Raw genomic sequence first — 26,787 nt, forward strand, 5'->3', positions numbered from 1 at the left:
GCCCGCGCCCTTGACCAACGATACGGTCAAAATAAACAGCATCATCGCGAGTAGCGATAGATATCCCTTTACGAAACGCTGAACGATCCTCTGTTTTTCGCTTTGCATATCGATAGATTGACCAACTCCCTTGTAATTGTCGAATGCCGGGGTAACCTGAATTGTTGACTATTCGTGCATCGATGTCGATCGACCGGTTGTGGCCGATTCCAGAATTCGCCCCGTCAACCTGGTTTGGCGCTCACCGCTCCGCTCCTGTTCGTGCGGGCGACATTTCGCGCGCAAGCTTTTCCTGAAGTTCAGCCAGGACCTCCGGCGCACTGATGCCGAGCACCGACGGCGCCTGACAATGCAAACGCTACGTATCGATCTCTTCGCCCTGCACATCGCGCGCGGCGATCTTCAACTGGCGAAGCTTGTGATACAGCGTCTTCTTCGGCATGCCGAGCGCCTCGCTCGCTTCCGCCACGTTGCCGTGGTGACGCCGCAGCATGTCTTCGATCAACCTGCGCTCGAAGTACGCAAGCTGGTCGGCGAGCGTACCGCCCTTGACAGTCGTGCCGCCGCCCTCGGCCAGCAGACTGTCGCCCGTGAGACCGAGTACGAAGCGGTCCGCGACGTTCTGCAACTCGCGCACGTTGCCGGGCCACGCGTGCGTCATCAGTTCCGAAACCTGCGACGCCGACACAACGGGCGCCGGTTGTCCAAAGCGGCGCGCGGCCGCCAGCACGAAGTGCTCGAACAGCAGCGGCACGTCTTCGCGGCGCTCGCGCAACGGCGGCAGTTCGATCTGCGCGACGTTGAGCCGGTACAGCAGGTCCGAGCGAAAGCGCCCGTCGGCGGAAAGCGCCGTCAAATCGGCCTTCGACGCGGCGATCACCCGGCAATCGACGGAAATCGACTCGTTCGCGCCAAGCCGCTCCAGCGTGCGTTCCTGCAGCACGCGCAGCATCTTGATCTGCAGCCCGACCGGCATGGTTTCGATTTCGTCGAGAAAAAGCGTGCCGCCGTGCGCCCATTCGATCTTGCCGACGCGCTTCTTGATCGCGCCCGTGAACGCCCCCGCTTCGTGCCCGAACAGCTCGCTTTCGAAAATCTGTTCCGGCAGGCCGCCGCAATTGAGCGCGACGAAATGTTTGTCGCGGCGTCCGCCGAAATCGTGCAGGCTGCGCGCAATCAGCTCCTTGCCCGTGCCCGTCTCGCCCGTGATCAACACCGATACCGACGTGTCGGCGAGCCGCAGAATCTTCTTGCGCACTTCGGCGATGGCGGGAGACTTGCCGAGCACCAGCGCCTCGATGCCTTGCCAGTTGTCGAGGGCGGCCCGCAAGCCCTGCACTTCGAGCGTGAGGCGCCGCTTCTCGACCGCGCGCGCGACACGCCCCGCAATATGGTCGGAGGAAAAAGGCTTCTCGATGAAGTCGTACGCGCCCACCTGCATCGCGCCCACGGCCGTCGAGATGTCGGCATGCCCGCTGATCAGCACGACGGGGATCTGCGAATCGATCGCCATCACCTTGTCGAGCAGCTGCAATCCGTCGATGCCGGGCATCCGCACATCCGACACGATCACGAGCGGCGCGCCCGGCGCGACTTCGGCCAGCGCCTGTGCCGCCGATGCAAACGCGCTGACGGCAAACCCCGCCAGCGCCACCGCCTGTTCGACGCCGAAGCGAACGTTCTCGTCGTCCTCGACGACGAGCACGCGAATGTCATCTCCCATGAACCACCCTCTGCGACGTTGCCGCCGCGAATTCGATAGTGAATTGTGCGCCGCCGTCCGCGCCGCTGTCTGCAAGATTCGCAGCGGAAATCCTCGCGCCGAAACCTTCCACGATACGCGACGAAATGGCAAGCCCGAGGCCGAGACCTTGCCCGCGCGGCTTGGTCGTTACAAACGGCTCGAACAGATGCGCGAGCACGTCGGGCGCGATGCCGGGGCCGCTATCCGCAATCGTGAACAGCACGCGTTCGCGCGCGTCGGGATCGGCGGCGGCAATCGTGACGACACGTCTTGGTTCGTTGCGCACGGCGTCGAGCGCATTGCCCAGCAGGTTGACGATCACCTGCTGCAACTGGCTCGATTCCGCCCATACCGTCGTGCCCGCCGGAATCCTCACGTCGAGCTGCACGCCTTCGTCGCGAATGCGCGCTTCGTAGATGAGCCGCGCGTGCGCGACGGCTTCGCTCAACGACACCGCCACCCGCTCGACATCCGGTTTGCGCGCGAAGGTCTTCAACTCGCCCGTCAGCACGGCCATGCTGTCGACGAGTTTCGCCACGCGCTCCAGATTCGCCACCGCCTGCGCCGGCTGGTTGCGCTCGAAGAACGTGCGCGCGTTGTCGCACAGCGTGCGGATCGCGACAAGAGGCTGGTTCAGCTCGTGCGTGAGGCCCGCGGCCATCTGCCCGAGCACGGCGAGCTTGCCCGCATGCACGACTTCCTGCTGCGAGTCGCGCAGTCGCTGCTCGGTCCGCTTGCGCTCGACGATCTCCTGCTTCATCCGTTCATTGGTTTCCACGAGCGCCGCCGTGCGTTGCGCGACGGTCATCTCCAGCCGGTCGTTCACGAGGCGCAACGCGTCCTGCGCCTTGAGCTTTTCAGCGATCGTGCGGCGCCGCTGGGTCGCGTACAGCGCATACAACCCGGCGATCAGAAACGCGCCCGTCACGAACGCCAGCGCAATCTGCTGCTGGCGTCGCGCGGTGGCGACGTCGAGCAACACCATGATCGAGTCGCCCGCTTGCGGCGCGCTCCGCGACATCACGAGAAACTGCGTGGTGTGGCCCGCCCGCCGCCAGTCGGGAAAGCGCCCGAGCCATGCCGCTCCATTCCAGTCGCCGACCCGGCGATAAGGCAGCGCGTCGACGTTGCGGCCCGCGTATTGCCGCGAAGCCTGAATATCGTGCTGCTGCTGGGCGGTGATCGGACGGATGGCGGTGAACTTCCACGCGGGCACCGTCGAGATGACGATCACGCCGTTACCGTCGATCACCATCGCCGCTTCGCCGGGCGTGCGCCATGCCGCTTCGAGCGCATCGACGCTCAGCTTCACGGCCGCCGCGCCGATCGGCTTGCCCGCGTCGCGCACGGCGCTCGAGAAGTACAGGCCCGGCATGCCCGTGTTCGTGCCGATGCCGAAGAAGCGCCCCGCGCCGTGCGCGAGCGCGTCCTTGAAGTAAGGCCGATAGGAAACGTTAGTGCCGACGAAGCTGAACGACTGGTTCCAGTTGCTCGCGGCGATCACCTCGCCTTGCAGGTCGATCACGTCGGTGGCGAGACTGCCCGCGTCGGCATTGACGGCTTCGAGATACGTGTTGACTTCGTGCAGCAGTTCAGGCGAAGCGCGCGAGCCTGCGCGCAGCAGCGCGCGCACGCTGTCTTGCCGCGCGACGATGGCGGGCATCGTCTCGAAGCGGCCCAACTCGCTTTTCAGGCTGGCGGCGTACAGGTCCAGCCGATGCGCGCCGACTTGCGCGAGCGCATCGATGGCGCGGTCCCACGCAAATTCGACGGCCGCGGCCGCTGCGCCGAGATACAGCGCGCCGGCAGCGGCCCATGCCCATAACGGTATGCCTCTTATTCTCACGCGCACATTCAACCTCATCGATGCCGGACGCCGGATGCCGGCTTGCGCTGGACTCGCGCACGGCACCTTATACGAAAACGGGCGGCGCAAGCCGATCGCGCCGCCCGCCGCCGCGCCGCATCGGGCGCCGTCGCGTCAGCCGAAATGCGCCAGCAGGATCAGCGTCAGCGTCACCACGATCGCGCCGCCGATGCGCGTGGCGATCTGCGCGAACGGCATCAGCGTCATGCGGTTCGCCGCCGTCAGGATCGCCACGTCGCCCGTGCCGCCCTGGCCGCTGTGGCAGGCGTTCACGATTGCGGTGTCGATAGGGTACATCTTCAGGAAGCGTCCAACCACAAAGCCCGTGCCCATCAGCGTCGCCACCGTCACGACGATGGTCACGATATTGGCGATCGTGAACGCGGCGATCAGCTTGTCCCACGGCGTCATCGCCACGCCGATCGCGAACAGCAGCGGATACGTGACGGCCGTCGAGAAGAACTTGTAGACGACGAACGCGCCCTCCTGCAACTGCGGCGACACCGCGCGCGCGAGCTTCACGAGCACCGCGAGGAACAGCATCGCGACGGGCGCGGGCAGGCCGAACAGGTTGCGGCACATGAGGCCGAGCAGATACAGCGTGATCGCGGTAATGCCGGCTGCGGCAATATGCGAGACGTCGATATGGCCGGTGATCTCTTCCTTCACAGGGTCCATTTCATCTTTCTCGCCGACCTGCAGACGACCCTGTCCCGTCAGATGCGGAAAGCGCTTGCCGATCATGTCGAGCGCGCCCGACAGCACGATCGCCGTCAGGCTGCCGAGCATCACGGGCGGCAGCACCTGTGCGAACAGCTCGCCCTGCGGCAGATGCATGATCTCCGAATAGCCGATGGACAGCGGAATCGCGCCCTCGCCGACGCCGCCCGCCATGATGGGCACGACGATATACAGCAGCGTATGCCGCACGCCAAGCCCGAACATCGCGCCGACGGCCGTGCCGACGATGGCCGCCGCAACCGAACCAACTGCGAGCGGCACGAAGATCTTGATGAAGCCTTGGATCAGCACGCGCCGGTCCATGCTCAGAATGCTGCCGACGATGATCGACGCGATGAACAGATACAGGAAGTTCGTCTGCTTGGTGAACTCCGTCGTCAGGTTGAGGACGGGTTTCGGCAACAGGTGGTAGTACGTGAGCGCCGAGGGCACGAAGGTCGCGCAGATCGCGGCCGCGCCGATATTGCGCAGGATGGGCAGACGCTTGCCCAGCTCGGCGCAGGTGAAGCCGAAGAAGGCCAGTACCGCGATCGCCATCGAAATTTCGCCGGGCACCTTGCCGGTGACGGCGAAGCCCGTGATCAGCGCCAGCAGGATGAAGTAGATGGGCAGCGGGATGATGCCGATCCGGTATTCCATCAGCTTCCACCAGCCTTCCGGCCAGAAGCGTGTTTTGGTGGCGGGTTGCTGCGTGGACACCGGCTGCGAAGGGCCGTGGGCGGGTGAAGTGGTTTGCAAAGCATGTCTCCTTGATCGGGATGCGCGGGTGGCATCGCTTGTCTATGGCCGTGGCCAGCGGGTGCCTGTAGCGCAAAGCCCATGCCAGTTTTTTGCCAAGGAGGAAATTTTTAATCCATTGATTCTTATACGTTTTTTCGGGTCAAAAAAGAGCGGCGGACGGCGCCGTTCTGAGACCTCAGAATCGGTCTGGACAGGCAGGCTGAGAATTCAGCCATTCGCTAGAATCGCGGCATCGCCCGATTGGGGAAAACCATGCAGGACACATGGCAGTTCCAGATCCGGATCACCGCTTCGGAAGAACGCGCTGGCGCGTGGCGCGCCGATCCCGCTGCGCAGTCTTACGCGCCACTCCATGACGTGCTGAAACGGCATCGGGCGGAACTGAAATGCCAGTTCGACGCATTCGCCGATTACGTCAGGGAAGCCGAGGAAGTCGGGACGGCTGCGTACCCGCTCTATGACTGGACGCGGCAGACCATCGACAACCCGGACAAGAAAGCGAAATACCTGCGCTCCTTCACCGTGTACGTGGAGGGCGAGCAGATTTACGCAAAGGCGACGGCCGACTCGCTCGAAGCCGCGCTCTCGTCGCTCGCGCTGGATCGCGACTCGGGTATCGAGCGTGTATTCAAGTACGACACGAATCCCGCGCATAACCCGCAGCCGCCGCAATCGGGCGGCAAGGCGCAATAGCCGGTCCGCCGCGCCCATCGTCTGAAGGACGCCAGCGAACCGGCCACCGCCGCGCCCTCACGCCAGCGCGATTTCGACGTCGATATTGCCGCGCGTCGCCTTCGAATAGGGGCACGTCTGATGTGCCGCGTCGACGATCTTCCGTGCGACATCAGCGCTCACGCCCGGCAGGCTCACGTTCAGACGCGCCTGCAGGAAGTAACCGCCCTCGCCCGTGCCCAGATCGACTTCGGCGTTCACGCTGGTATCGGCGGGCAGCGCCACTTTCAGATCGCGCGCCGCCAGTCCCATTGCGCCGATGAAACACGCCGACCAGCCCGCTGCGAACAGTTGCTCGGGGTTGGTGCCCTTGCCGCTCGATCCCGGCGGCGAAAGCTGGATATCCAGCCGGCCGTCCGAGCTGCGCGCCGCGCCTTCGCGGCCGCCTGTGGTTTGCGTCTTGCCCGTGTACAGGACGTTGTCGATTCTTGCCATGATGTTCTCTCTCCTCTGCTCGCCAATTAATGATGCTTGAAGGTGGACAGGCCGAACTCGGCAGAAATGGTGCGGTGACCCGACTGAACAGTCTGGGTTGCTACGCCGCCCATATCGTCGGTGATAGCTGCATTGCGGCCTGCGTCGGCGACGATGGCGCTCGGGCCTTGCTGCGACACGGGCGCGCCTTGCAGCGGGTTGTAATGCGGCGCCGGGCCGTAGCCGCTCGCGAAAGCAGAACTGGACGCTGCCGCGCCAAGGGCAAACCACACTGCGACTTTGAAGAACTTGTTCATGTTGAACTCCGCCAGGATGGAGGCACCCGCCTAAGGGCGCCGTAACTTTAAAAATTCCGTGGATCACGCCTCTTCGACGTCACCCACCTCTTTAAACCGCACACGATTGCATCGCGTACGACACATTCTAGGCCCAAAATTTTTCCTGTCAAGCACGATTTAATCGCGTGCGATGTATATGCCGTGAAAAAAGCCGGGAATCCGGCTTGACGACGCGCCTGGCACGGCCGACGGGCACGGCCAGGCGTTACTCAGTCCTGCTCGTTCACAGCTTTGATCAGGTTGTTGCGCAGGGTGACGATCGACTTCTGCATCTTCGAGAACTCGTCGGGCGTGAGGCCGCAAGCCTCCACCAGATCCATGCCGAACGCCTTTTCGCGCAGCTTCCGCCCAGCCTTGGTCAGGCTGACGCGCACCTGGCGCTCGTCTTCCGGGTCGCGCTGGCGCTCCAGATAGCCCATCGCTTCGAGCTTCTTCAGAATTGGCGTGAGCGTGTTCGATTCGAGAAACAGTTTTTCACCGAGACTGCTGACGGTCTGATGGTCCTCTTCCCACAGCGCGATCACGGTGATGTATTGCGTGTACGTGAGCCCCAGTTCTTCGAGAATCGGCTTGTAAGCCTTGCCGAATGCCAGGTTCGCCGAGTAGACGGCAAAACACAGGAAGTCGGCGAGCTTCGGGTTCGTGTCTTCTGCCTTGGCGGTGGTCTTCATTTGCGTCCTCGTTGGCACGAGACGGATGTCTCAACAAGGACCCATTATACATCGCGTACGATTTAATCGGAAATGCTTGACATGCCGGCAGCATGCGGACGAGGATGCGGGCAGGTTCGCCGCGCCCGCATCAGTACACGTCGCGCACGTAGCGGTGGTCCTTCGCCATTGCCCCGACGTATTCTTCCGCGCGCTCCGCGCTCAGGCCGCCGTGTTGCGCGACCACTTCCTTCAGGGCGGCATCGACGTCCTTCGCCATCCGGCTCGCGTCGCCGCACACGTAGAAGTGCGCGCCTTCTTCGAGCCATGCCCACAGCTGCGCGCCCTGCTCGCGCATCCGGTCCTGCACATACACCTTGTCGGCCTGATCGCGCGAGAACGCCAGATCGAGGCGCGTCAGCAGCCCGCTTTGCTGCATGCTTTCGAGTTCGTCGCGATAGTAGAAGTCCGTTGCCGCATGCTGTTCGCCGAAGAAGAGCCAGTTGCGCCCGGTCGCGCCGCGCGCGCTGCGCTCGTGCAGGAAGCCGCGAAACGGCGCGACGCCCGTGCCCGGCCCGACCATGATCATCGGTGTGTCGCCGCTGCGCGGCGGACGGAAATGCGCGGACTTCTGCACGAAGACAGGCACGCTGACGTCGTGCGCGCGATCGGCGAGGAACGTCGACGACACGCCTTTGCGGTTGCGCCGGCCGTTGTTGTAACGCACGGCGGCCACCGTCAGATGCACTTCACCCGCATGTGCCTTCGGGCTCGATGCGATCGAATAGAGCCGCGGCTGCAGGCGCTTGAGCACACTGAGCAATTCGCTGGCCGACAGATCGGCGGGAAACTCGTGCAGGACGTCAGCGAGCTGCTGGCCCCACAGCCATTGCTTCAGGTCGGCCTTGCGATCGTCGGCGAGCAGTCTGGCGAGCGCATCGTTGCGGCTGCGCGAGGCGATCAGTTGCAGCGCTTCGACGCTCGGCCGCGCTATTTCATAGTGCCGCGCCAATGCGTCGGCGATCCGCATGTCGCCGACACCCGCCACATGCACCGACGCGTCCGGCTTCACGCCAGACAGATCGATCAGTTCGTCGACGAGTTCGGGGCAGTTTTTCGGCCACACGCCCAACGCATCGCCTGCTTCGTATTCGAGGTTCGAATCGCCGATGGCCAGCGAAAAGTAGCGCGTGTCCTTCGAGCCGTTGCGATTGAGGCGCAGATTGTCGACGAGCCGCGACTGGGCGGGACTCGTCTTCGACGGCGTCGCGCCAGGCAGCACGGCGGGAATCAAGCCTTGCGCGGGCACTTCATACAGCAACGCGTCATCAGCCTTGATCTTCGCGATCACCGCTTCGAGCCACTTGTCGGCGGCCGGCTGAAAATCCGTGTCGCAATCGACGCGCGCATGCAGGCGTTTGGCGCCCAGCTCGGCGAAGCGCGCGTCGAGCTTGCGGCCGTGGCCGCAGAACTGGTCGTAGCTGGGGTCGCCGAATCCGAGCACCGCGTATTGCTGATCGACGAGACGCGGCGCGCTGTCGGCCTGCAACGCGTTCCAGAAGCTCTGGCCGTTGTCGGGCGCGTCGCCGTCGCCGAACGTGCTTGTCATCAGCAGCACGTACTTGCTCTGCGCGAGCGCGCCGATGGGAATGTCCGCCATGCACGACATGCGGATCTCGAAGCCTGACTCCATCAGTTGCGTCGCGTACTGCTCCGTCAACGATTCGACATTGCCCGTCTGCGATGCCCACAGCAGCGCGACCTTGGGCCGCGCATGCGCGATGCGCACGGCCGGCTCACCAACAACCGCGGGTTGCGTCACGGAAGTCAGCGCCGGACCTGCTTCCGGCGCGCGGCTGAAAAGACCCGCGAGCACGCCGTCGAACCAGAGGCGCGCATTCGCGGACAGCGGCGCATTGACAGGCAATGTCGGCACGCCTCGCGCGTCGCCTTGCGACGAACGCAAGCCGCTGACGAAACCCGCCATGTAGAGCCGCGCCGTGTCGTCCAGCGCCGGCGCGGGCGTGTCGGTAATGCCGAGCAGGGCGGCAAGAGCGTCGATACGGGACATATCCGGTTCCTGTGGCTGACCGGCCGTCGCGATGGGCGTTTCCTTCGTGACGGCGGGTGCTTCTTCAGTATCGTGCGGCAACGCTTCTTCGACGGGGTCGGCTTCGACGCGCGTCAGCGCCACCGCGCAGAACTTCAACTCAGGCTGCTGCGAGATCGCATCGATCGCGTCGCTCGTCACCGCGTTGATGCACAGGTCGTCGCCATACACGTCGTTCCAGTGCATCGGCGCGAAGCAGTTGCCGGGCCGCACGCGCTCGGTGACGACGGCGGGCAGCACCGCGCGCCCACGCTGCGAACGAACCTCGACGCGGTCTTTGTCGCGCACGCCGAGCGATGCGGCGTCTTCCGGATGCAGTTCGACGAAGGGCGCAGGGTTCAGCCGGTTGAGCATCGGCACCTTGCCGGTCTTGGTCATCGTGTGCCACTGATGCTGCAGGCGGCCCGTATTCAGCACGATGGGGAATTGCGCGCCCGGCATCTCGGCGGGATCGACGTGCGGACGCGCGAAGAACATCGCCTTGCCGCTCGCGGTCGGAAATACCAGCGCGGGGCGCGTGCCGTCGGGCAGCACTTTCAGCGTCTGGCTCACGCCGTCGTTCAGATAGCGCAGCGGATTGCGGTCGGACGCGGCGTCGGGCGCGCACGGCCATTGCAGCGGCGTCTCGCGCAGGCGCGCATGGCTCGCGCCGCGCAGGTCGTAGCCCGTCTTCGGATTCGACACGCGTGCGATCTCATCGAACACTTCAGCCGCCGACGCATACGTGAACGCATCCGCGAAGCCCATCTCGCACGCCATGCGCGCGATGATCTGCCAGTCGGCGAGCGCGGCGCCGGGTGGATCGACGGCCTTCTGCATCAGCGTCATGTTGCGCTCGGAATTGATCATCACGCCTTCCGCCTCGGCCCACAGCGCGCCGGGCAGCAGGACGTCAGCGTAGCGGTTGGTCTCCGTGTCGAGAAACGCGTCCTGCGCGATCACCAGTTCAGCGGCCTGCAATCCGGCAATCACGTTCTGCCGGTTCGCGACGCTCGCCACCGGGTTCGTGCAGATGATCCAGCACGCCTTGATGTCGCCCGCCGCCATGCGCGAGAACATATCGACAGTGCCGCCGCCGAGCTTCGTCTTGAGCGTGCCGCGCGGCACTTGCCACAGGTCTTCGATGAACGCGCGGTCTTCATCGACCAGCACCGAGCGCTGGCCCGGCAAGCCCGGACCCATGTAGCCCATCTCGCGCCCGCCCATCGCATTCGGCTGACCCGTCAGCGAAAACGGACCGCTGCCGGGGCGGCAGATCTTGCCCGTCGCCAGATGCAGATTGCAGATCGCGTTCGTGTTCCACGTGCCGTGCGTGCTCTGGTTCAGGCCCATCGTCCAGCAACTGATCCACTCGGGCGCGTCGCCGATCCACTGCGCGGCCTGACGGATGTCGGCTTCGGGAATGCCCGTGAGCGCGGCGACTTTCTCAGGCGTGTAGTCGTCGAGGAACGCGGGCATCGCGTCCCAGCCTTCCGTGAATTCGCCGATGAAGCGCGCGTCGGTACGGCCATTTTCATGCAACAGATGCAGCAGGCCGTTGAGCAGCGCGAGATCGGTGCCCGGCTTGATCTGCATGAACAGATTCGCCTTGTCCGCCGTCGTATTGCGCCGCGGATCGACGACGATCAGCTTCGCGCCCGCCTTCACGCGATCCATCATGCGCAGAAAAAGAATCGGGTGGCAGTCGGCCATGTTCGCGCCGATCACGAAGAACAGATTGGTCTTGTCGAAATCCTGATACGAGCCAGGCGGGCCGTCCGCGCCCAATGACAGCTTGTAGCCGCTGCCCGCGCTCGCCATGCACAGCCGCGAGTTCGACTCGATGTTGTTGGTGCCGATAAAGCCCTTGGCGAGCTTGTTCACGAGGTACTGCGCCTCGATCGACATCTGCCCCGACACGTAGAAGGACAACGCATCGGGACCATGCTCGTCGAGAATCGCGCGCAGACGGCGTGCGGTGTCGGGAATCGCGAAATCGGCCGAAACGGGAATCGGATCGGCGTCGCGCGTGCGCCGCTCGAACGCGCTTTCGAGGCGGCCCGACTTACGCAGCGCGACATGCGCCGACTGACCTTTCGTGCAGAGGCGGCCGTAGTTGGTCGGATGATCCTTGTCGCCGGAAATCTTGACGACCTGCCCTTCCTCGACATGCAGCACCATGCCGCAACCGACGCCGCAGTAGGGGCAAACCGTCTTGATGTTCTCGCACGCCATCGTCAGAGTCCGTTCAACAGATTACGCCGACACCCACACCTGTCCGTCTTCGACGCGCGCCGCGAAGGCGCTGACGGACTTCTCGGGCGCTTCGAGGCATTCGCCCGTGCGCAGATCGAAGTGATGCTTGTAGATCGGCGAAGCGACCACGAGCCGATCGCCGAGACTGCCGATCAGCCCGCGCGACAGTACGGCCGCCTGCGATGCGGGGTCGAAGTTGTCGATGGCGTACACGCCGCCGCGCTCGCCTTCGACGCGGAACACGGCAATCTGCTCGCCATTGACGAGCGCGCAGACGCCCGTGTTCGGCACGATGTCGTCGAGCGTGCAAACCGACGTCCAGGTGGTGGGCAAACGGTCGTTGTTCATGTCGATCTCCGTTCTATCGGATGAGTGAATGACGTGGGTGCTGCCGGTCAAACCGTTTCAGCGGGTTCTGTCGGCTGTTCGACGACGACGGGAATGCGCACCGGCCGCTGGCGCTCTTCGGGCGTGGCGGGCCGGATCTGGCCGCGCGTCGGGACGAAGCTGACGTTGTCGTCGGCGCTGTCGCTGTTGACGAAGTGACGGAAGCGCTTGCGCGTCTCGGGGTCCGTGACGGCTTTCTTCCACTCGCATTCGTACGTGTCGACCACGTGCTGCATTTCCGCTTCGAGTTCCGCCGCGATGCCGAGCTTGTCGTTGATGACGACGTCGCGCAGATAGTCGAGGCCGCCTTCGAGGTTCTCACGCCACACGCTGGTGCGTTGCAGCCGGTCGGCCGTGCGCACGTAGAACATCAGGAAGCGGTCGATATAGCGGATCAGGGTTTCGCGATCCAGGTCCGACGCGATCAGTTCGGCGTGGCGCGGCTTCATGCCGCCGTTGCCGCACACGTAGAGGTTCCAGCCCTTTTCCGTCGCGATGATGCCGACGTCCTTGCTTTGCGCCTCCGCGCACTCGCGCGTGCAGCCCGACACCGCAAACTTGATCTTGTGCGGCGAGCGCAGGCCCTTGTAGCGGTTCTCGATGTCGATCGCGAGACCGACGGAATCGTCGACGCCATAGCGGCACCACGTCGAGCCGACGCACGATTTCACCGTGCGCAGCGACTTGCCGTATGCATGGCCCGATTCGAAGCCCGCTGCGATCAGTTCTTCCCAGATCAACGGCAACTGTTCGACGCGCGCGCCGAACAGATCGACACGCTGCCCGCCCGTGACCTTCGTATAAAGACCGTACTTCTTTGCAACCTGGCCGACAGCAATCAGACCGTCCGGCGTCACTTCGCCGCCCGGCATGCGCGGCACGACGGAATACGTGCCGTCGCGCTGGATGTTCGCGAGGTAGTAGTCGTTGGTGTCCTGCAGGCTTGCGTGTTCCTTCTTCAGCACGAACTCGTTCCAGCACGACGCGAGAATGCCGGCGACAGCGGGCTTGCAGATATCGCAGCCAAGGCCGTGGCCATGCTTTTCCAGCAGCGCGCCGAAGGTCTCGATGCGCTCGACGCGAACGATGTGATACAGCTCCTGGCGCGAAAATGGAAAGTGCTCGCACAGATGATTATTGACGGCGAGCCCCTGCTTCTTCATCTCGGCCTTCATCACCTGCGTGACGAGCGGCACGCAGCCGCCGCATGCCGTGCCTGCCTTCGTCGCGCTCTTCACGTCGCCGATGGTCGTCGCGCCCGCGCACACGGCCGCGCAGATCGCGCCCTTCGAGATGTTGTTGCACGAGCAGATCTGCGCGCTTTCGGGCAGTGCATCGACACCTAGCGCGGGCTTCGCGTTGCCGTCCGCTTGCGGCAGGATCAGAAATTCCGGCGACTCCGGCAACTGGATGCGGTTCAGCATCATCTGCAGCAGCGTGCCGTATTCGCTCGCGTCGCCGACCATCACGCCGCCGAGCAGAAACTTGCCGCAATCGGACACAACCAGCTTCTTGTAGACCTGCTTGCGCTCGTCGCTGAACTGATACGTGCGGCTGCCTGCCGTCGCGCCATGTGCATCGCCGAGACTCGCGACGTCCACGCCCATCAGCTTGAGCTTGGTGCTCATGTCCGCGCCTGCGAACGCGGCATCCGCTTCGCCGAGCAACTGCTTCGCTGTCACGCGCGCCATCTCGTAGCCCGGCGCAACGAGCCCGAAAATCTGGCCGTTCCACAGCGCGCATTCGCCGATCGCATAGATGTCGGCATCACTCGTGCGGCACTGGTTGTCGATCACGATGCCGCCGCGCGGGCCGACTTCCAGACCGCTCGACCGTGCGATCTCGTCGCGCGGACGGATGCCGGCGGAGAACACGATCATGTCGGTGTCGAGATGACTGCCATCGGCGAACTGCATGCGGTGCGTGCCCGCTTCGCCGTCGACGATCTCCAGCGTGTTCTTCTGCGTATGCACGGTCACGCCGAGTTCTTCGATCTTGCCGCGCAACACCTTGCCGCCGCCGTCGTCGACCTGCACGGCCATCAGGCGCGGTGCGAATTCGACGACATGGGTTTCGAGGCCCAGGTCGCGCAATGCCTTCGCGCATTCCAGACCGAGCAGACCGCCGCCCACCACGACGCCCGTCTTCGAGCGTGCGCCGCATTCCTGCATCGCTTCGAGGTCTTCGATCGTGCGGTAGACAAAACAGTCCTTGCGATCCTTGCCCGGCACGGGCGGCACGAACGCATACGAGCCGCTGGCGATCACGAGCTTGTCGTAGGAAAGCGTCTCGCCCGTCGAGGTCGTCACGGTGTGCGCGTCGCGATCGATCGATACAGCCTTTGCGTTCAGGCGCAGCACCATGTCGTCGCGATCGAAGAAGCCGGGCGCCACCAGCGACAGATCGTCGGCGGATTTGCCCGCGAAGAACTCCGACAGATGCACGCGATCGTAGGCGGGACGCAGCTCTTCGCACAGCACGGTGATGTCGAGGCGCGCCGTGGTTTGTTCCGCGAGGCATTCGAGCAGTTTGTGGCCGACCATGCCGTGGCCGATAACGATGACTTTCATGTCGCCGATCCTGTCAGAGAGGGGATTCATTTGTTTAATTCGTTGCGCCGAGTGCGGCATCGCGAGCGGTGTGTTCGGCGGAGAAACGCACGGCGATCGCGCAGATCGCAGACGCGCTCACGAAGCCGCCGAGCGTCAACAGTGTTTGATGCAGGTCGCCCATGCCCTTCGCCAGGAAGCCCGCCGCCACGGCGCCGACATTGCCGCCCGCGCCGACGATGCCCGCCACGCCGCCGAGCGCCTTGCGATCGATGAAAGGCACGAGCGCGTAGGTCGCGCCGCACGCCATGTGCGTGAAGAGCCCGAACAGTAGCATCGCGATCACGGCGAGCGCCGCGTGGTTTGCCTGCGAGAACAGCAGCAGGCCCACGCCTTCGCCCGCGATCAGCGCGAACAGCAGCATCGAGCGCGCGGACAGTCCGCGGCGCTTCGCGCCCCAGTCCGACAGCAGACCGCCGAGCGGACGCGCGAAGATCGCGAGCAGGCCGAAGCTGCCGGCCGCAAGACCGGCGTCGCGCAGCGACAGCTGGAAGTGATCGACGTAGTAGATGGCCGCGACGTTGTGAATGAACACCTCGACGCCGAAGCACGCGGCGTAGGTGACGAACAGCATCCACACGCGATAGTTGCGCGAGGCCGCGAGCAGGCTGGCCCAGCCGCCTTTCTTGCCGCTGTCGATGGCGATGCCGCGTGCGCGCAGTTCGGTGAAATTGCCTTGCGGGCAGTCCTGCGTGAAGCGCCAGTAGAGCGCGGCCATGATGGGCATCGCAATGCCCGGCAACACCAGCGTCAGACGCCATGCGTCGGCATTGCTCGCGCCCAGCGCGAGGGCGCCCGCGAGCAGCAGCGGCACGAGCATCTGCGCGGCGCCTGCGCCTGCGTTGCCCCAGCCTGCGCTCGTCGCGTTCGCCGTGCCGACCACATTGGGCGCGAACATCACCGACGTGTGATATTGCGTGATCACGAAGCTCGCGCCGACCGCGCCGATGCCGAGCCGGCATAGCAGGAATGCCGTGTAGCTGTGCGCGAGCGCCGCGCCCAGCACGGGCAGCGCGCCGATCGTCATCAACGCGACGTAGACCTTGCGCGGACCGAAGCGGTCGCACATCGGACCGACGATCAGACGCACGAGAATCGTGATGGCGACGGCAGCAATGTTGATGTTGGCCACCTGATCCGCTGTGAGGTGAAACTCCTGCTTGATGAGCGGCATCAGCGGCGCGCAGGCGAACCACGCGAAGAAGCAGACGAAGAACGCCATCCACGCGAAGTGGAAGGCGCGCATGGCTGGCGTGCGCCAGCTCAGCAGATCGATCGATGTGGCTTTGTCGGTCATGTTCCGGGCCTGTAAACGACTACGGCGTCCCGCGAATCGGGTGCGAGACCAGATTCAGGGGACGCCGTTGTCCAAAGTTCGTCGGTGAGGATGCTGCTTTGCGGCTCGTCGTTGAGTCGCGATGCGGGGATTAGTGCAAGGTGTGTGCCATGCGGGCTATTGGCGGCGGGAAGGCTTTGCTGGCTTGGGTTTGCGGGCGGTTTGCGGGGTTTGCGGCGAGGTTGTCGGCTGATTCATGGTGAGGCTCGCGGGCACTTTGCTGGTGCAGCGCAGCACTGTAGGCGTGCGTTGGGGTGGCGCGGGTGTGGTGCCGATTCGTCCGTTGCGGGACACGGGAGTGTCACATTGTTTGCGCTGCGCGAGCGCCGCGCGAGCCTTTGCAATCTTTGACAGATGCGTCAAACTACGATTCGTCGCGCGTGTAGTGCTGGACGGAGCGGACTACGACCTCACGGCATGTCAGCCGTATGTCGAGACCAACGTTAGGCATCAGGTCGAGCTTGATCAGCCCATCGAATTCCCTCGTCAAAGTAATGTCCATGACGGAAGCTTCTTCGAGCATCGCATTCAGGTCGATTTGGGAACTTCTTAGATCCAGAAAATCGACCACGACCAGATAGTCACTCGCGCGCGGAGCACCATAGCGGTTGTGTTCTATTTCGAGCACAAGGTCGACCAATCCGCGCCGACGTCCGCCTGACAGAGGTTTCCCTTCGACCGTCACCGATGATTGCCTGTTTCGTTCCATGCAAATGCTTCTTATCGCTGAATCATGGAAGGACGGATATTCTCCAAAGATCTTCAATAGCAGGTCGCTATTCGTTGCAAGTTCCCAACCCCACGTTTCTCTGTGAACGTTCATCTAAGCTCCTGGCGTTGTCTTTATCTACAATTGATTGGCGACATTGAGACATGACTGTTGTCCCTGACACCGTTGTCGAAATTGTGACCATGTGCGGGACCATGGCTCTCGTGATATTGAGCACAAAGATTTCCGTGGTCATCAAAGTAATCCACATCGAGCCCGTTCGGGTTAATGCGGAATCCGCCCGGATCATTGCCACTTAGACGGACCCCACGGGCCGCCACCTCCGTCGTCTCGTCGCTCAACTTATCCGGGTAATACCCAAACGGCTGCGCGTCACCTGGAGGTGACGGGTCCGCCTTGGCGCTGTCGTCAATGCCTGTCGCCGCTGAGATGCCCTTCGCAAACGACGGGACTGCGTCTTCATCACTCTCGGCTGCGAACATGCCGCCGGCTATGACTCTCGCTGCGCCAAGCAGATCAAGAGCATCACCACTTCTGCCCGCTCCATTGGCCATCTCCGCCCATGCCGCCTTTAACTGCGCTTCCCGCGTAGCAGGATCGTATGGGCCTCTCAACACTGGCTCGCCGTTCAACATCAGCGGTCCCGGACCGGCATCCACGAAAGCGGCCCATTTTCCTCGGCCGAATCCGCCGGCATTGCCAAGTCCACTACTACTCGACGCCCATCGTTCCGGGGCGCAATCCGGACGCGTCGCTCGCGCCAGAGCACGCCGCTCCCGATCGATTACGGGCACGAGTCGCCCGGAGGCAACCGCTTCGCGCAGCGCTTTCTCAATACCTTCGTTATCAGCCGGCAGGTTCCAGTGCGCGACATCCAACAGATCGCGCAGAAACGAACGTATGACATCAAGTTCACGTTTCCCGGTCACCGTCCGCAGGTCCGGGCGCGGCCGAAAGTGAAGATCGAAATCCCGTCTATCCAGTTCGCGCTGTCGGTCGTCGATCGTTAATGAAGACGACCCGTCACGCGTCCGGCTAACTGACCCGCCGTATAACTCCGCTCCTCGCAGTTCCCGAGCGAGCCGCCGGTATTGCCATACCGGATGCAGCCTACATTTCCACCCATTTTCCAGCGGTACATCGAGCGTATTCCATTGCATAGATATCCGAATCAATCTCCGCATAAAGAAGCGGATATACCTAGCATGAAACGCAGACCGCTCTGTCAAAAAACGTCAAGTACCGCGCATCACATCCCCTACCCCTCCCGCGCCTCCCTCAACTCCCCCGCGATGAAATCAACAAACGTCCGAATCCGCGCCGACATCTGATGCCTCTGCGAGTACACGGCAAAAATATCCGCACCCGGCGTCTCAAACCCTGGCAGCACCTGCACGAGCCGTCCATCCGCCAGATACTCATTGACGTCCCACTCGGCGCGCATCAAAACGCCGTGCCCATCGAGCGCCCACTTGACCGCGATCTCGCCGTCATTCGTCGTCAGATTGCCATTGATGCGCACCGCTTCCGTCTTGCGCGCAGCGCCGCGCCCTGTCGCGAGCCGCCATACGCCGTACGCTTCGTCGCCCTGCCGTATGCCGATGCAGTTGTGCCTCACCAGTTCGCGCGGCGTGATCGGCATCCCATACTCGGCGATGTACGAAGGCGCCGCGCACAGCAACCGGCGGTTCGGCGCAAGCCGCCGGGCGACGACGCGTGTGTCGGGCGGCTCGCCAAAGCGGATGCAGACGTCGAACGCGTCGTCGGTAAGCGGCGGCGGCGTGACGGACAACTGCAACTGCACCGCGACCTGCGGATAACGGTTCACGAAGCGCGAGATCGCCGGCGCGACATGGCTGCGCCCGAACCCAAGCGTCGCATTCACCCGCAGCAAACCCTTCGGGCTCTTCTTCGCGCTGCCCAGCAACTCGGACAGCGCGTCGATTTCATCGAGTATCCGCCGCGCGTGCTCCAGGTACACCTCGCCCTCGGGCGTCAGCATCATCCGGCGCGTCGTCCGGTTCACGAGCGGCACGCCCGCGCGCTGCTCCATCTGCGTCAGACGCTTGCTCACGGCGGCAGGCGTCAAACCCAGCTCGCGCGCCGCCGCGCTCAGGCTGCCTGATGCAGCGAGCGTCGAGAAAAAGCTCAGGTCGGTCGGTTGAACGGTTCCGGTCACGGCCAGATTTGTGAATTCAAGTTAAAGATGCTTTGAGTTTAGCACCGGTTACCGCGCTTTCAGTTGGGTACAGTCAGTTCCATTCCAGATAAATTGAAAGGAGCGAGACATGAACACCTATCGCATTGCGACGATCCCTGGCGACGGCATCGGCAAAGAAGTCGTGCCAGCGGGCAAGGAAGTGCTGGAAGCGCTGGCGCGCACCAGCAACAGCTTCCGGTTCGAATTCGAAAACTTCGACTGGGGCGCCGACTACTACCGCAAGCACGGCGTGATGATGCCCGCCGACGGCCTCGACGCGATCCGCAACAAGGACGCCATCCTGTTCGGCTCGGCGGGCGACCCCGACGTGCCAGATCACGTGACGCTGTGGGGCCTGCGCCTGAAGATCTGTCAGGGTTTCGATCAATACGCGAACGTGCGGCCGACGCGCATTCTCCCCGGCATCGACGCGCCGCTGAAGCGCTGCACGCCCGAAGACCTGAACTGGGTGATCGTCCGCGAAAACTCCGAGGGCGAATATTCGGGCGTCGGCGGCCGCGTGCATCAAGGGCATCCGATCGAAGCCGCTACCGACGTCTCCATCCTCACGCGCGCCGGCGTCGAGCGCATCATGCGCTTCGCGTTCCGACTGGCGCAGTCGCGCCCCCGCAAGCTGCTCACCGTCATCACGAAGAGCAACGCGCAGCGCCACGCCATGGTGATGTGGGACGAAGTCGCGCTGCAGATTTCGAAGGAATTCCCGGACGTCAAATGGGACAAGGAACTCGTCGATGCTTCGACGGCCCGCATGATCAACCGCCCCGCATCGCTCGACACCATCGTCGCCACCAACCTGCACGCCGACATCCTGAGCGACCTCGCCGCCGCGCTGGCGGGCAGCCTCGGCATCGCGCCGACGGGCAACATCGACCCGGAGCGCCGCTATCCGTCGATGTTCGAACCGATCCACGGTTCGGCATTCGACATCATGGGCAAGGGCCTCGCGAATCCGATCGGCACGTTCTGGTCGGTCGTGATGCTGCTCGAGCATCTCGGCGAATTCGAAGCGGCGCAGCGCGTGATGCGCGCAGTCGAGACCGTCACCGCGGATCCGTCGCTGCATACGGGCGATCTCGGCGGCAAGGCGACAACGGCGCAGGTGACGGCAGCCGTGTGCGCACTCGTCGAGAAGGTCGCCGTCGCCGCATAACGCGCATGCAAATCCGTGGTCGCGCGGCGCTCGCCGCCGCGACGGCGAGCGTGGCGAAAAGCGCGCTCGAAGGTTTCACGCACACAACAACAACTGACCCGCGAACGGCAGACAACGCGTGAAGCCTGAATTGTCCGGCACAGTCCGGCTCAACCTCCAAGGAGGAGACAGATGCAACCCGAACTCGAATCGCGGGTATCGCGCAAGCTCATGCTACGGATCATTCCGTTCGTGATGCTGCTGTACTTCGTCAGCTTTCTCGATCGCGTCAACGTCGGCTTCGCCGCCCTCACGATGAACAAGGCAATCGGTCTTTCGCCGACGGCCTTCGGTCTCGGCGGCGGGCTGTTCTTCATCGGCTATTTTCTGTTCGAAGTGCCGTCGAATCTCATCCTGCATCGCGTGGGCGCAAGGCTCTGGATCGCCCGCGTGATGGTGACTTGGGGCATCGTGTCGGCGGCTTCGGCGTTCGTCACGGGACCGACCAGCTTTTACGTGTTGCGCTTCGTGCTGGGCGTCGCGGAAGCGGGCTTCTTTCCTGGCATCATCCTGTATCTGAGCTTGTGGTTTCCGGGCAAGCAGCGCGCGGCGGCCGCCGCATGGTTCATGGCGGCCGCGCCGATCTCCACGGCCATCGGCTCGCCGATCTCCGGCGCGATCATGCAGTTGCCGCCGATGTTCGGCCTCGCCGACTGGCAATTGCTCTACATCATCGAGGCCGTGCCCGCCGTCGTGCTCGGCTTCGTCGTGTTGAAGTTCCTCACCGATACGCCGTCGAAAGCGCACTGGCTGAAGGACGACGAGCGCGAATGGCTGATCGCGAAGCTCAAGGCCGAGGCCGACGAGCGCAAGGGTCACTCGGGACATACGGCGGGCGCAATGAGTGCGTTGCGTGATCCGCGGGTGCTGGCGCTCGCGCTGATCTACTTCGGCACATCGGCGGGCTTGTATACGCTGGGTCTGTGGGCACCGCTCATCATCCGGCAGTACGGGTTCAGCGCGCTGCAAACGGGCCTGCTGACGGGCATTCCAAGCGTCCTGGCCGTGATTGCGATGGTGTTGTGGGCGCGGCACTCCGACCGGACGGAAGAACGTACCTGGCACGTCGTGATTCCGTGCGCGCTGGCATGCGTCGGCTTTATCTTCGCGGGACAGGCGGGCACGGCGCTTCTGATCGTGCTTGCGCTGGTGGTCGTCAATGTCGGCATCAGCGCGGCGAAGGCGCCGCTGTGGGCGATGCCGAGCATGTTCCTGTCAGGCGCGGGGGCCGCAGCGGGGATCGCGATGATCAACTCGGTCGGCAATCTGGGCGGCTTTGTCGGACCGTTTGCGATCGGCTGGCTCAAGAATGTGACGGGTGGATATGCGGCAGGCCTGTACGTGGTAGGCGCGACGCTGGCCGTGTCGGCGGCCGTCACGCTGATGCTCAGCCGCAAGGCCGCGCAGCAACCCGCCACGGCCTGCATGCGGCACGATCATTGATCGCTTTTAGATGAACATGGGCCGGTCCGGCGCAAACGTCACCGGCCCATCCTTCTGATCTTCTCCTTCCCGTCGCCGAACGCCTTGCGGGCCGTGCCCGTGGCCTGTTGCAAATCGCCCTTCAGTTGCTGCGTGGGATTGCCCGTCACCTTGCCGACGACTTCGTTGACCTTGCCCTTCACCTGCTGCGCAACCCCTTTGATCTGATCGCGGTTCATATCGCTCTCCCTGTCGATTGGCGCATTAGCGCCATCGGGGTGAGTAACATGCAATTCACGCGCCAGCGCTTACGCCAGCCACGTGGCGCGTCTCAGGCCCGACACGAAAGCGTCTTCATGACAACGCGCCGGTAACTTATACCAACGCATCATTCGACATCCGCCGCAAGCCGCTGCGCCGCCCACATCTCCAGTTCTTCAGCCGATATCGCCGGCGAATACAGGAATCCCTGCAATTCATCGCAACCGATGCTGCGCAGCGTATTCGCTTCGTCCTCGTTTTCGACGCCCTCCGCGACCACGCGCAAACCCAGCTCATGCCCAAGCTCGATGATCGCCTTGATGACGGCCAGATCCGCTGGCGCGGCGAGCATGTCGCGAACGAACGCCCGGTCGATCTTCAACCGGTCCAGCGGGAAGCGGTTCAGATAGCTAAGGCTCGAATAGCCCGTGCCGAAATCGTCGAGCGACAGCTTCACGCCGAGCGCGCGTATCGCGCGTATCGCGTCGAGATAGTTCTCCGCGCTATCCATCAACACCGTTTCGGTGATTTCGAGTTCCAGCCGCTGCGGCGCGACGCCATGCATCGCGAGACTGCGCCGCAATGTGTCGACGATATCCGCGTCGCGTAACTGGATCGCCGACAGATTGATCGACATGCGCAACTCGCCCAACTCGTCGTCGCGCCAGCGCGCGAGTTGCCGGCACGCTGCGTCGATGACCCACGCGCCGATCGGAATGATCAGCCGCGTCTCTTCGGCGATGGGAATGAACTGCGCGGGCGTCACCGCGCCGAGTTGCGGATGTGTCCAGCGCAGCAATCCTTCGACGCTCACGAGCGCGCCCGTTTGCGCATCGAGACACGGCTGAAAAGCGAGCCGCAGTTCGTGCCGCTCGATGGCCGTGCGCATGCAGGCTTCGAGCGCGAGCCGCTGACGTGCGCGCTCGGCCATATCCGGCGAGAAGAATTTCACGAGATTGCGTCCCGCTGCCTTCGCCTGATACATCGCGGCATCGGCGTTCTGCATCAGCGTTTCGATGTCCGTGCCGTCGTCCGGATAGAGCGCCACGCCCGCGCTGCACGCAACCTGCAGCGTGACGCCGCCGATCGCATGCGGCTCGCGCACGAGCGGCAGCAGACGTTCGTCGATGGTGCGCGCGACGTCGGCCGCGCTGCCTGCGTCGGCCAGAATCATCGTGAACTCGTCGCCGCCGAGACGGCTCACGGTATCGCTGCTGCGCACAGCCTGCACGAGACGCCGCGAAACGGAACGCAGCAGGCCGTCGCCGATATGATGGCCGAGCGAATCGTTGATGTCCTTGAAACGGTCGAGGTCGATGAAGAGCACGGCCACGCGTTGTTGAGCCTGCTTCGCGTGTTCGAGCGCGACGCCCAGCCGTTTCGTGAAGAGCGCGCGGTTCGGCAATTCCGTCAACACGTCATGCTCGGCGAGAAACTCGATGCGCGCCTCGCTCTTCTTGCGGTCGGTGATGTCGATCAGTGTGCAGATGTAGTGCGAGACGCTGCCGCGTTTGTCGCGCACCGCGCTGATCATCAGCCACGCGGGATAATCGCCGCCTTGACGCCGCCGGATCTGCGCTTCGCCGTTCCATGAACTGGAGCGGTCGACGAGCGTCGCGAGCGCCGTGATCACCGCGCCGCCATTCGCGCCAGCCACGATGAACGCGGGCGGCTGGCCCGCGATATCTTCCGCGCGATAACCCGTCGCGCGATAGAACGACGCATTGGCCGTCAGCAGACGCCGCTCCTGATCGAGAATCAGGATCGCTTCGGATGAAGCCTCGAACACCTTCGCCCACAGTTCGAGCCGCTGCTCCATCAGCTTGATCTGGTTGATCGGCGTGAACGCCGTCAGCACGGCGTCGCGGCCCTGGAAGTTGAGGCGCCGTGCGGACAGCATCGCCCATGTCGGCTCGGTGCTCGCCTTCCAGCGCACTTCGAATTCGTCGACGGCATCGCGATCGGACAATTGCTGGAAAAAGCGCGCGCGCACCGAGGAATCCAGACCGTACGCCCACGGGTCGGTCGTGCAGCCGTTGAGCCAGTACAGCGCGGGCTGGTTCGCATGCAGCACTTCATGACCGGGCACGGCAGTCACCATCATCGGCACGGGCGTCGATTCGACGAGCGCATGCTGCGCGGCCGACGCGCGCGCCGTCGCCGCGAGTTCCTTCTGCACGTCGCGCTCGCGGTCGAGTTGCTCGAGCATTTCGTTGAAGCCGCGCACCAGCTGGCCGATTTCATCCTGGCTGTGCCAGCTCGCGCGCACGGTGTGATCGCCCGTTCTGCGCACCGTGTCCATCACGCGCGCAAGCTGGCGCAACGGCCGCGAAATCTGCTGCGCGACGAAATACACCATGCCCAGAATGCTGCACAACAGGAAGAGCGCCGTGCCCAGGTGCAGCCACATGCGCGAGAAGAGGCCGCGCACGCGTGCATGCAACAGCTCGTCGAGCTGATCGGCCGTGCTGCGCCACGTATCCTGCACGCTGGCGACGAGCGTCTGCTGCTGCACGTCGACAATCGACAGCAGCGTCGGATCGACCTCGCCGTTGCTGTCGATGATGATGCGCGCCGCGTGCCGGTACGATTCGACAGCCGTCAGCATGCGCGCCATTGACGGCCCGAGCGTCGAGTCGAGCGCGTGATTGGCCGCGCCCGCTTCGGAAAAGTCAGAGCGCAGACCTTGCAGCACGGCATCGAGTTGCCCTTCGAGCACGAGATAGCGCGTGCGCAGTTCGTCATGCGAGCGCACGGCATGCACGCCTTCGTGCAACTGCCGGCCAATCCGGTTCACGGATTCGAGCAACGCGGGATAGCGCAAGATCGACAGCGACATCGCGTAGTAACTGTCGAGGTCGGGATCGAGAATCAGGTTCGACTGATTGCCGACGCGTGTCACGAGTTCGCGGCAGGCTTCGAGCGCTTCGTTGATTTGCGCGGCAGTGGGTTGCGCTTCGCGCGCCAGCACATCCAGCGCGGCGCGCACGCGGGTGTTCAGCCCGGCGCTTTCCAGATGCGCGCCGTAGCGCGCTTCCGTGCTGGCGAGATCCGTTTGCGCGCTCTTCAGGCGGGCAGCGGGCGGACGCTGTCCCGCGCCCGCCATCGCCACGTCGATCAAGGCATCGCGTACCGTGCCGATATACGCATTGCCGACAATCTCCTTGTTCGAGAAGTCGATCGAAATGTATTTCTCGTGGATCAGAATGCCGCTGATGTACACCACAGCCGTCAAATCGAGCAAATAGATCAGCAGCAGCTTGCGGCCTACGCGCAGACGCGCAAGCAGACGGAAGAATGGATTGCGCTTCATGGCATGCGCGCCATCGCGTACGACATCGAACGAGTCACACCGCACTCCCGGTCAGTGGAAGGTGAAAAACAGGCCTGCATGCCTCGATAAGGCCGCTCGCCATTACGGCATATCGGCGCATCGTATCGCGACTTTAGCGTTTGCTGAATAATCCCTTCGACGGTGCGCGAATGCTGCGCGCAGGTGCATTGAACAAGGGCTTTTAATCCGGTTCGCACCAACGTATGCCATGTACTGCGCGCTGCGCCTGAACCGGATCGAGCATACGCAAAACATGGTCCGCGCGCTCGTGGACAGAAATTTTCGGCAATACTTGAAGCTCATAGCCGAGCGTGAAATACATATGCATCAGCCGTTCATATTCGGCGATTGCACTATCGATGTCGTGACGACGCTCTGCGTCCTGCACATAGATTTCCGGCCACGGCGGCGTCATGAACACGCAATGGTGATAGCACCGCGCAAGATCGGATGTGGATGCAACGGGTTTGCCTGTCAGATGCTCCAGACCTGATACGGCATCGATCAGCCCGCGGTCGAAGAATACCCATTGATTGGGCACATCGGCTTCGGACAGATCGACGAGCGCAAGATCGGTTGCACGATGCAGGAACGCATGCAGGTCATGCCATGGCAAGGCCGTGCCATCCGCCTGCAATTCCGAGGCCACGATGCGTCTGCCCGGCTCCGCAACCACTCGATATCCACGCCGCGCGAGTTCATCGAGCAGCGTCGATTTGCCCCCGCCCGAACATCCCGAGATAACGACACGACGGTTCATACGCAGACGTGGAAGTGATTTTGGCGGCATGATATGTATTCGGATGACCCGGCCACGAAAAGGTGACGTGATGAACGAAGCGACCGACACGACACGCGACTTCGTCGTACGGACGATGAACGCCGCTGAAGTCGATCTCGCCATCGAATGGGCCGCGCGCGAAGGCTGGAATCCGGGCCTGTACGACGCGCACTGCTTTCGCGCCGCCGATCCCGACGGGTTCTTTATCGGCGAATTGCGCGGCGAGCCGGTCGGCTGCATTTCCGCCGTTGCTTATGGCGGGCAGTTCGGCTTCATTGGACTGTATATCGTGAGGCCGGAGTTTCGCGGCAAGGGATTGGGCTTGCGCATCTGGCAGCATGGAATCGCGTATCTCGGCAAGCGGAATATCGGGCTCGACGGCGTGGTCGCACAGCAGCCGAACTACAGGAAGTCAGGCTTTCAGCTCGCGCACCGGAACATACGCTTTCAGGGTATCGCGGAGGCCGGCATTACGGCATCGGCACTCACGGATGTACGCCAGTTGCCTTTCGACAAACTGGCGCTGTATGACGGGCGATTCTTTCCCGCGCCGCGCGAAGCGTTTTTGCGCGCATGGATCGATCAACCGGAAACCGTCGCGCTCGCAAACGTTGTCGATGAGCAGATACGCGGCTATGCGGTGCTGCGTCGATGCCGTGAAGGCCGCAAGATCGGCCCGCTGTTCGCCGACGATGCGCGAACCGCTGAAGCGCTGTTCACTGCACTTGCCGGGCGCTGCGCGGGCGAAGCCGTCGCGCTCGACGTGCCCGAGCTCAACACGGCAGCGATTGCGCTCGCCGAACGGCACGGCATGGCGAGCGTCTTTGAAACGGCGCGCATGTACACCAGGCACGCGCCGGACATTCCGCTTGCGCGGCTGTATGGCGTCACGTCATTCGAGCTTGGTTGAAGCCTTGAAAACTC

20 protein-coding genes are annotated in these 26,787 nt (G+C 63.5%); 4 read left to right on the forward strand and 16 right to left on the reverse strand.

What is annotated here, in order from left to right; translation table 11 throughout:
• Window positions 1-358: 358 nt before the first annotated feature.
• The 3 genes from KFO72_RS28240 to KFO72_RS28250 form a co-directional block, all read right to left on the reverse strand.
• Window positions 359-1,723 (reverse strand): sigma-54-dependent transcriptional regulator, encoded by a 1,365-nt coding sequence (locus KFO72_RS28240; RefSeq protein WP_224100299.1) that lies wholly within the window; start codon window positions 1,721-1,723, stop codon window positions 359-361.
• Window positions 1,713-3,608 (reverse strand): sensor histidine kinase, encoded by a 1,896-nt coding sequence (locus tag KFO72_RS28245; protein WP_060610501.1) that lies wholly within the window; start codon window positions 3,606-3,608, stop codon window positions 1,713-1,715. Before KFO72_RS28245 ends, KFO72_RS28240 begins: the two co-directional genes overlap by 11 nt.
• 117 nt (window positions 3,609-3,725) lie before the next feature.
• Window positions 3,726-5,090: a 2-hydroxycarboxylate transporter family protein gene (locus tag KFO72_RS28250; protein ID WP_054930896.1), complete on the reverse strand. Its 1,365-nt coding sequence runs from the start codon at window positions 5,088-5,090 to the stop codon at window positions 3,726-3,728.
• A gap of 255 nt (window positions 5,091-5,345) precedes the next feature.
• On the opposite strand from KFO72_RS28250, the gene KFO72_RS28255 reads away from it, so the two are divergent.
• Entirely contained in the window at window positions 5,346-5,786 is a 441-nt protein-coding gene (locus tag KFO72_RS28255; RefSeq protein WP_225033504.1) for a hypothetical protein, read from the forward strand.
• A 57-nt stretch (window positions 5,787-5,843) separates the two neighbouring features.
• On the opposite strand, the gene KFO72_RS28260 is transcribed toward KFO72_RS28255, so the two are convergent.
• From KFO72_RS28260 to KFO72_RS28305, 10 genes are all read right to left on the reverse strand, one after another.
• Window positions 5,844-6,260 (reverse strand): organic hydroperoxide resistance protein, encoded by a 417-nt coding sequence (locus KFO72_RS28260; protein ID WP_054930898.1) that lies wholly within the window; start codon window positions 6,258-6,260, stop codon window positions 5,844-5,846.
• A gap of 26 nt (window positions 6,261-6,286) precedes the next feature.
• The gene (locus KFO72_RS28265) at window positions 6,287-6,556 is read right to left on the reverse strand and encodes a hypothetical protein (RefSeq protein ID WP_225033505.1); all 270 of its coding nucleotides are present in this window, start codon (window positions 6,554-6,556) and stop codon (window positions 6,287-6,289) included.
• A gap of 251 nt (window positions 6,557-6,807) precedes the next feature.
• Entirely contained in the window at window positions 6,808-7,269 is a 462-nt protein-coding gene (locus KFO72_RS28270) for a MarR family winged helix-turn-helix transcriptional regulator (RefSeq protein ID WP_054930900.1), read from the reverse strand.
• Between the two features lie 130 nt (window positions 7,270-7,399).
• Window positions 7,400-11,572 (reverse strand): sulfite reductase subunit alpha, encoded by a 4,173-nt coding sequence (locus KFO72_RS28275; protein ID WP_225033506.1) that lies wholly within the window; start codon window positions 11,570-11,572, stop codon window positions 7,400-7,402.
• A 21-nt stretch (window positions 11,573-11,593) separates the two neighbouring features.
• Complete coding sequence (nirD, locus tag KFO72_RS28280; protein WP_107201086.1) at window positions 11,594-11,941, reverse strand: nitrite reductase small subunit NirD; 348 nt, start codon at window positions 11,939-11,941, stop codon at window positions 11,594-11,596.
• A 47-nt stretch (window positions 11,942-11,988) separates the two neighbouring features.
• Window positions 11,989-14,550, reverse strand: a complete 2,562-nt coding sequence (nirB, locus tag KFO72_RS28285) for a nitrite reductase large subunit NirB (RefSeq protein ID WP_225033507.1) — start codon at window positions 14,548-14,550, stop codon at window positions 11,989-11,991.
• 34 nt (window positions 14,551-14,584) lie between these two features.
• Window positions 14,585-15,886: an MFS transporter gene (locus tag KFO72_RS28290; RefSeq protein WP_062918247.1), complete on the reverse strand. Its 1,302-nt coding sequence runs from the start codon at window positions 15,884-15,886 to the stop codon at window positions 14,585-14,587.
• 403 nt (window positions 15,887-16,289) lie between these two features.
• The gene (locus KFO72_RS28295) at window positions 16,290-16,748 is read right to left on the reverse strand and encodes an Imm50 family immunity protein (RefSeq protein ID WP_060608687.1); all 459 of its coding nucleotides are present in this window, start codon (window positions 16,746-16,748) and stop codon (window positions 16,290-16,292) included.
• A 20-nt stretch (window positions 16,749-16,768) separates the two neighbouring features.
• The gene (locus KFO72_RS28300) at window positions 16,769-17,815 is read right to left on the reverse strand and encodes a hypothetical protein (protein ID WP_225033508.1); all 1,047 of its coding nucleotides are present in this window, start codon (window positions 17,813-17,815) and stop codon (window positions 16,769-16,771) included.
• Window positions 17,816-17,913: 98 nt separating this feature from the next.
• Complete coding sequence (locus KFO72_RS28305) at window positions 17,914-18,834, reverse strand: LysR substrate-binding domain-containing protein (protein ID WP_054930906.1); 921 nt, start codon at window positions 18,832-18,834, stop codon at window positions 17,914-17,916.
• Window positions 18,835-18,943: 109 nt separating this feature from the next.
• Between KFO72_RS28305 and KFO72_RS28310 the strand changes: the two genes are divergently transcribed.
• Window positions 18,944-20,026, forward strand: coding sequence for a tartrate dehydrogenase (locus KFO72_RS28310; protein WP_062918249.1), 1,083 nt, complete (start codon window positions 18,944-18,946; stop codon window positions 20,024-20,026).
• A 171-nt stretch (window positions 20,027-20,197) separates the two neighbouring features.
• The gene (locus KFO72_RS28315; RefSeq protein ID WP_107201080.1) at window positions 20,198-21,508 is read left to right on the forward strand and encodes an MFS transporter; all 1,311 of its coding nucleotides are present in this window, start codon (window positions 20,198-20,200) and stop codon (window positions 21,506-21,508) included.
• 38 nt (window positions 21,509-21,546) lie between these two features.
• Here KFO72_RS28315 and KFO72_RS28320 read toward each other — a convergent pair whose 3' ends face one another.
• From KFO72_RS28320 to KFO72_RS28330, 3 genes are all read right to left on the reverse strand, one after another.
• The gene (locus KFO72_RS28320; RefSeq protein ID WP_225033509.1) at window positions 21,547-21,726 is read right to left on the reverse strand and encodes a CsbD family protein; all 180 of its coding nucleotides are present in this window, start codon (window positions 21,724-21,726) and stop codon (window positions 21,547-21,549) included.
• 149 nt (window positions 21,727-21,875) lie between these two features.
• The gene (locus tag KFO72_RS28325) at window positions 21,876-25,061 is read right to left on the reverse strand and encodes an EAL domain-containing protein (protein WP_062918865.1); all 3,186 of its coding nucleotides are present in this window, start codon (window positions 25,059-25,061) and stop codon (window positions 21,876-21,878) included.
• Between the two features lie 202 nt (window positions 25,062-25,263).
• Window positions 25,264-25,932 (reverse strand): AAA family ATPase, encoded by a 669-nt coding sequence (locus KFO72_RS28330; protein ID WP_318248523.1) that lies wholly within the window; start codon window positions 25,930-25,932, stop codon window positions 25,264-25,266.
• Here KFO72_RS28330 and KFO72_RS28335 point away from each other — a divergent pair.
• Window positions 25,913-26,773 carry a GNAT family N-acetyltransferase gene (locus tag KFO72_RS28335; RefSeq protein WP_225033510.1) on the forward strand — a complete coding sequence of 287 codons (861 nt, stop codon included), beginning with the start codon at window positions 25,913-25,915 and terminating at the stop codon, window positions 26,771-26,773. The two genes, KFO72_RS28330 and KFO72_RS28335, sit on opposite strands and share 20 nt — an antisense overlap.
• The last annotated feature ends 14 nt before the right edge of the window (window positions 26,774-26,787 follow it).

Source organism: Paraburkholderia sp. XV (assembly GCF_020177535.1).
In the GTDB taxonomy this organism is placed as follows: domain Bacteria; phylum Pseudomonadota; class Gammaproteobacteria; order Burkholderiales; family Burkholderiaceae; genus Paraburkholderia; species Paraburkholderia caribensis.

What these genes read in the sequence shown, in the direction of transcription:
- KFO72_RS28295 (WP_060608687.1), bottom strand. Translation starts at nt 16,748, where the DNA reads ATGAACGTTCACAGAGAAACGTGGGGTTGGGAACTTGCAACGAATAGC.
- KFO72_RS28240 (WP_224100299.1), bottom strand. Translation starts at nt 1,723, where the DNA reads ATGGGAGATGACATTCGCGTGCTCGTCGTCGAGGACGACGAGAACGTT.
- KFO72_RS28260 (WP_054930898.1), bottom strand. Translation starts at nt 6,260, where the DNA reads ATGGCAAGAATCGACAACGTCCTGTACACGGGCAAGACGCAAACCACA.
- KFO72_RS28270 (WP_054930900.1), bottom strand. Translation starts at nt 7,269, where the DNA reads ATGAAGACCACCGCCAAGGCAGAAGACACGAACCCGAAGCTCGCCGAC.
- KFO72_RS28325 (WP_062918865.1), bottom strand. Translation starts at nt 25,061, where the DNA reads ATGAAGCGCAATCCATTCTTCCGTCTGCTTGCGCGTCTGCGCGTAGGC.
- nirD (WP_107201086.1), bottom strand. Translation starts at nt 11,941, where the DNA reads ATGAACAACGACCGTTTGCCCACCACCTGGACGTCGGTTTGCACGCTC.
- KFO72_RS28245 (WP_060610501.1), bottom strand. Translation starts at nt 3,608, where the DNA reads ATGAGGTTGAATGTGCGCGTGAGAATAAGAGGCATACCGTTATGGGCA.
- KFO72_RS28275 (WP_225033506.1), bottom strand. Translation starts at nt 11,572, where the DNA reads ATGGCGTGCGAGAACATCAAGACGGTTTGCCCCTACTGCGGCGTCGGT.
- KFO72_RS28315 (WP_107201080.1), top strand. Translation starts at nt 20,198, where the DNA reads ATGCAACCCGAACTCGAATCGCGGGTATCGCGCAAGCTCATGCTACGG.
- KFO72_RS28335 (WP_225033510.1), top strand. Translation starts at nt 25,913, where the DNA reads ATGAACGAAGCGACCGACACGACACGCGACTTCGTCGTACGGACGATG.
- KFO72_RS28310 (WP_062918249.1), top strand. Translation starts at nt 18,944, where the DNA reads ATGAACACCTATCGCATTGCGACGATCCCTGGCGACGGCATCGGCAAA.
- KFO72_RS28265 (WP_225033505.1), bottom strand. Translation starts at nt 6,556, where the DNA reads ATGAACAAGTTCTTCAAAGTCGCAGTGTGGTTTGCCCTTGGCGCGGCA.
- KFO72_RS28320 (WP_225033509.1), bottom strand. Translation starts at nt 21,726, where the DNA reads ATGAACCGCGATCAGATCAAAGGGGTTGCGCAGCAGGTGAAGGGCAAG.
- KFO72_RS28255 (WP_225033504.1), top strand. Translation starts at nt 5,346, where the DNA reads ATGCAGGACACATGGCAGTTCCAGATCCGGATCACCGCTTCGGAAGAA.
- nirB (WP_225033507.1), bottom strand. Translation starts at nt 14,550, where the DNA reads ATGAAAGTCATCGTTATCGGCCACGGCATGGTCGGCCACAAACTGCTC.
- KFO72_RS28300 (WP_225033508.1), bottom strand. Translation starts at nt 17,815, where the DNA reads ATGCAATGGAATACGCTCGATGTACCGCTGGAAAATGGGTGGAAATGT.
- KFO72_RS28290 (WP_062918247.1), bottom strand. Translation starts at nt 15,886, where the DNA reads ATGACCGACAAAGCCACATCGATCGATCTGCTGAGCTGGCGCACGCCA.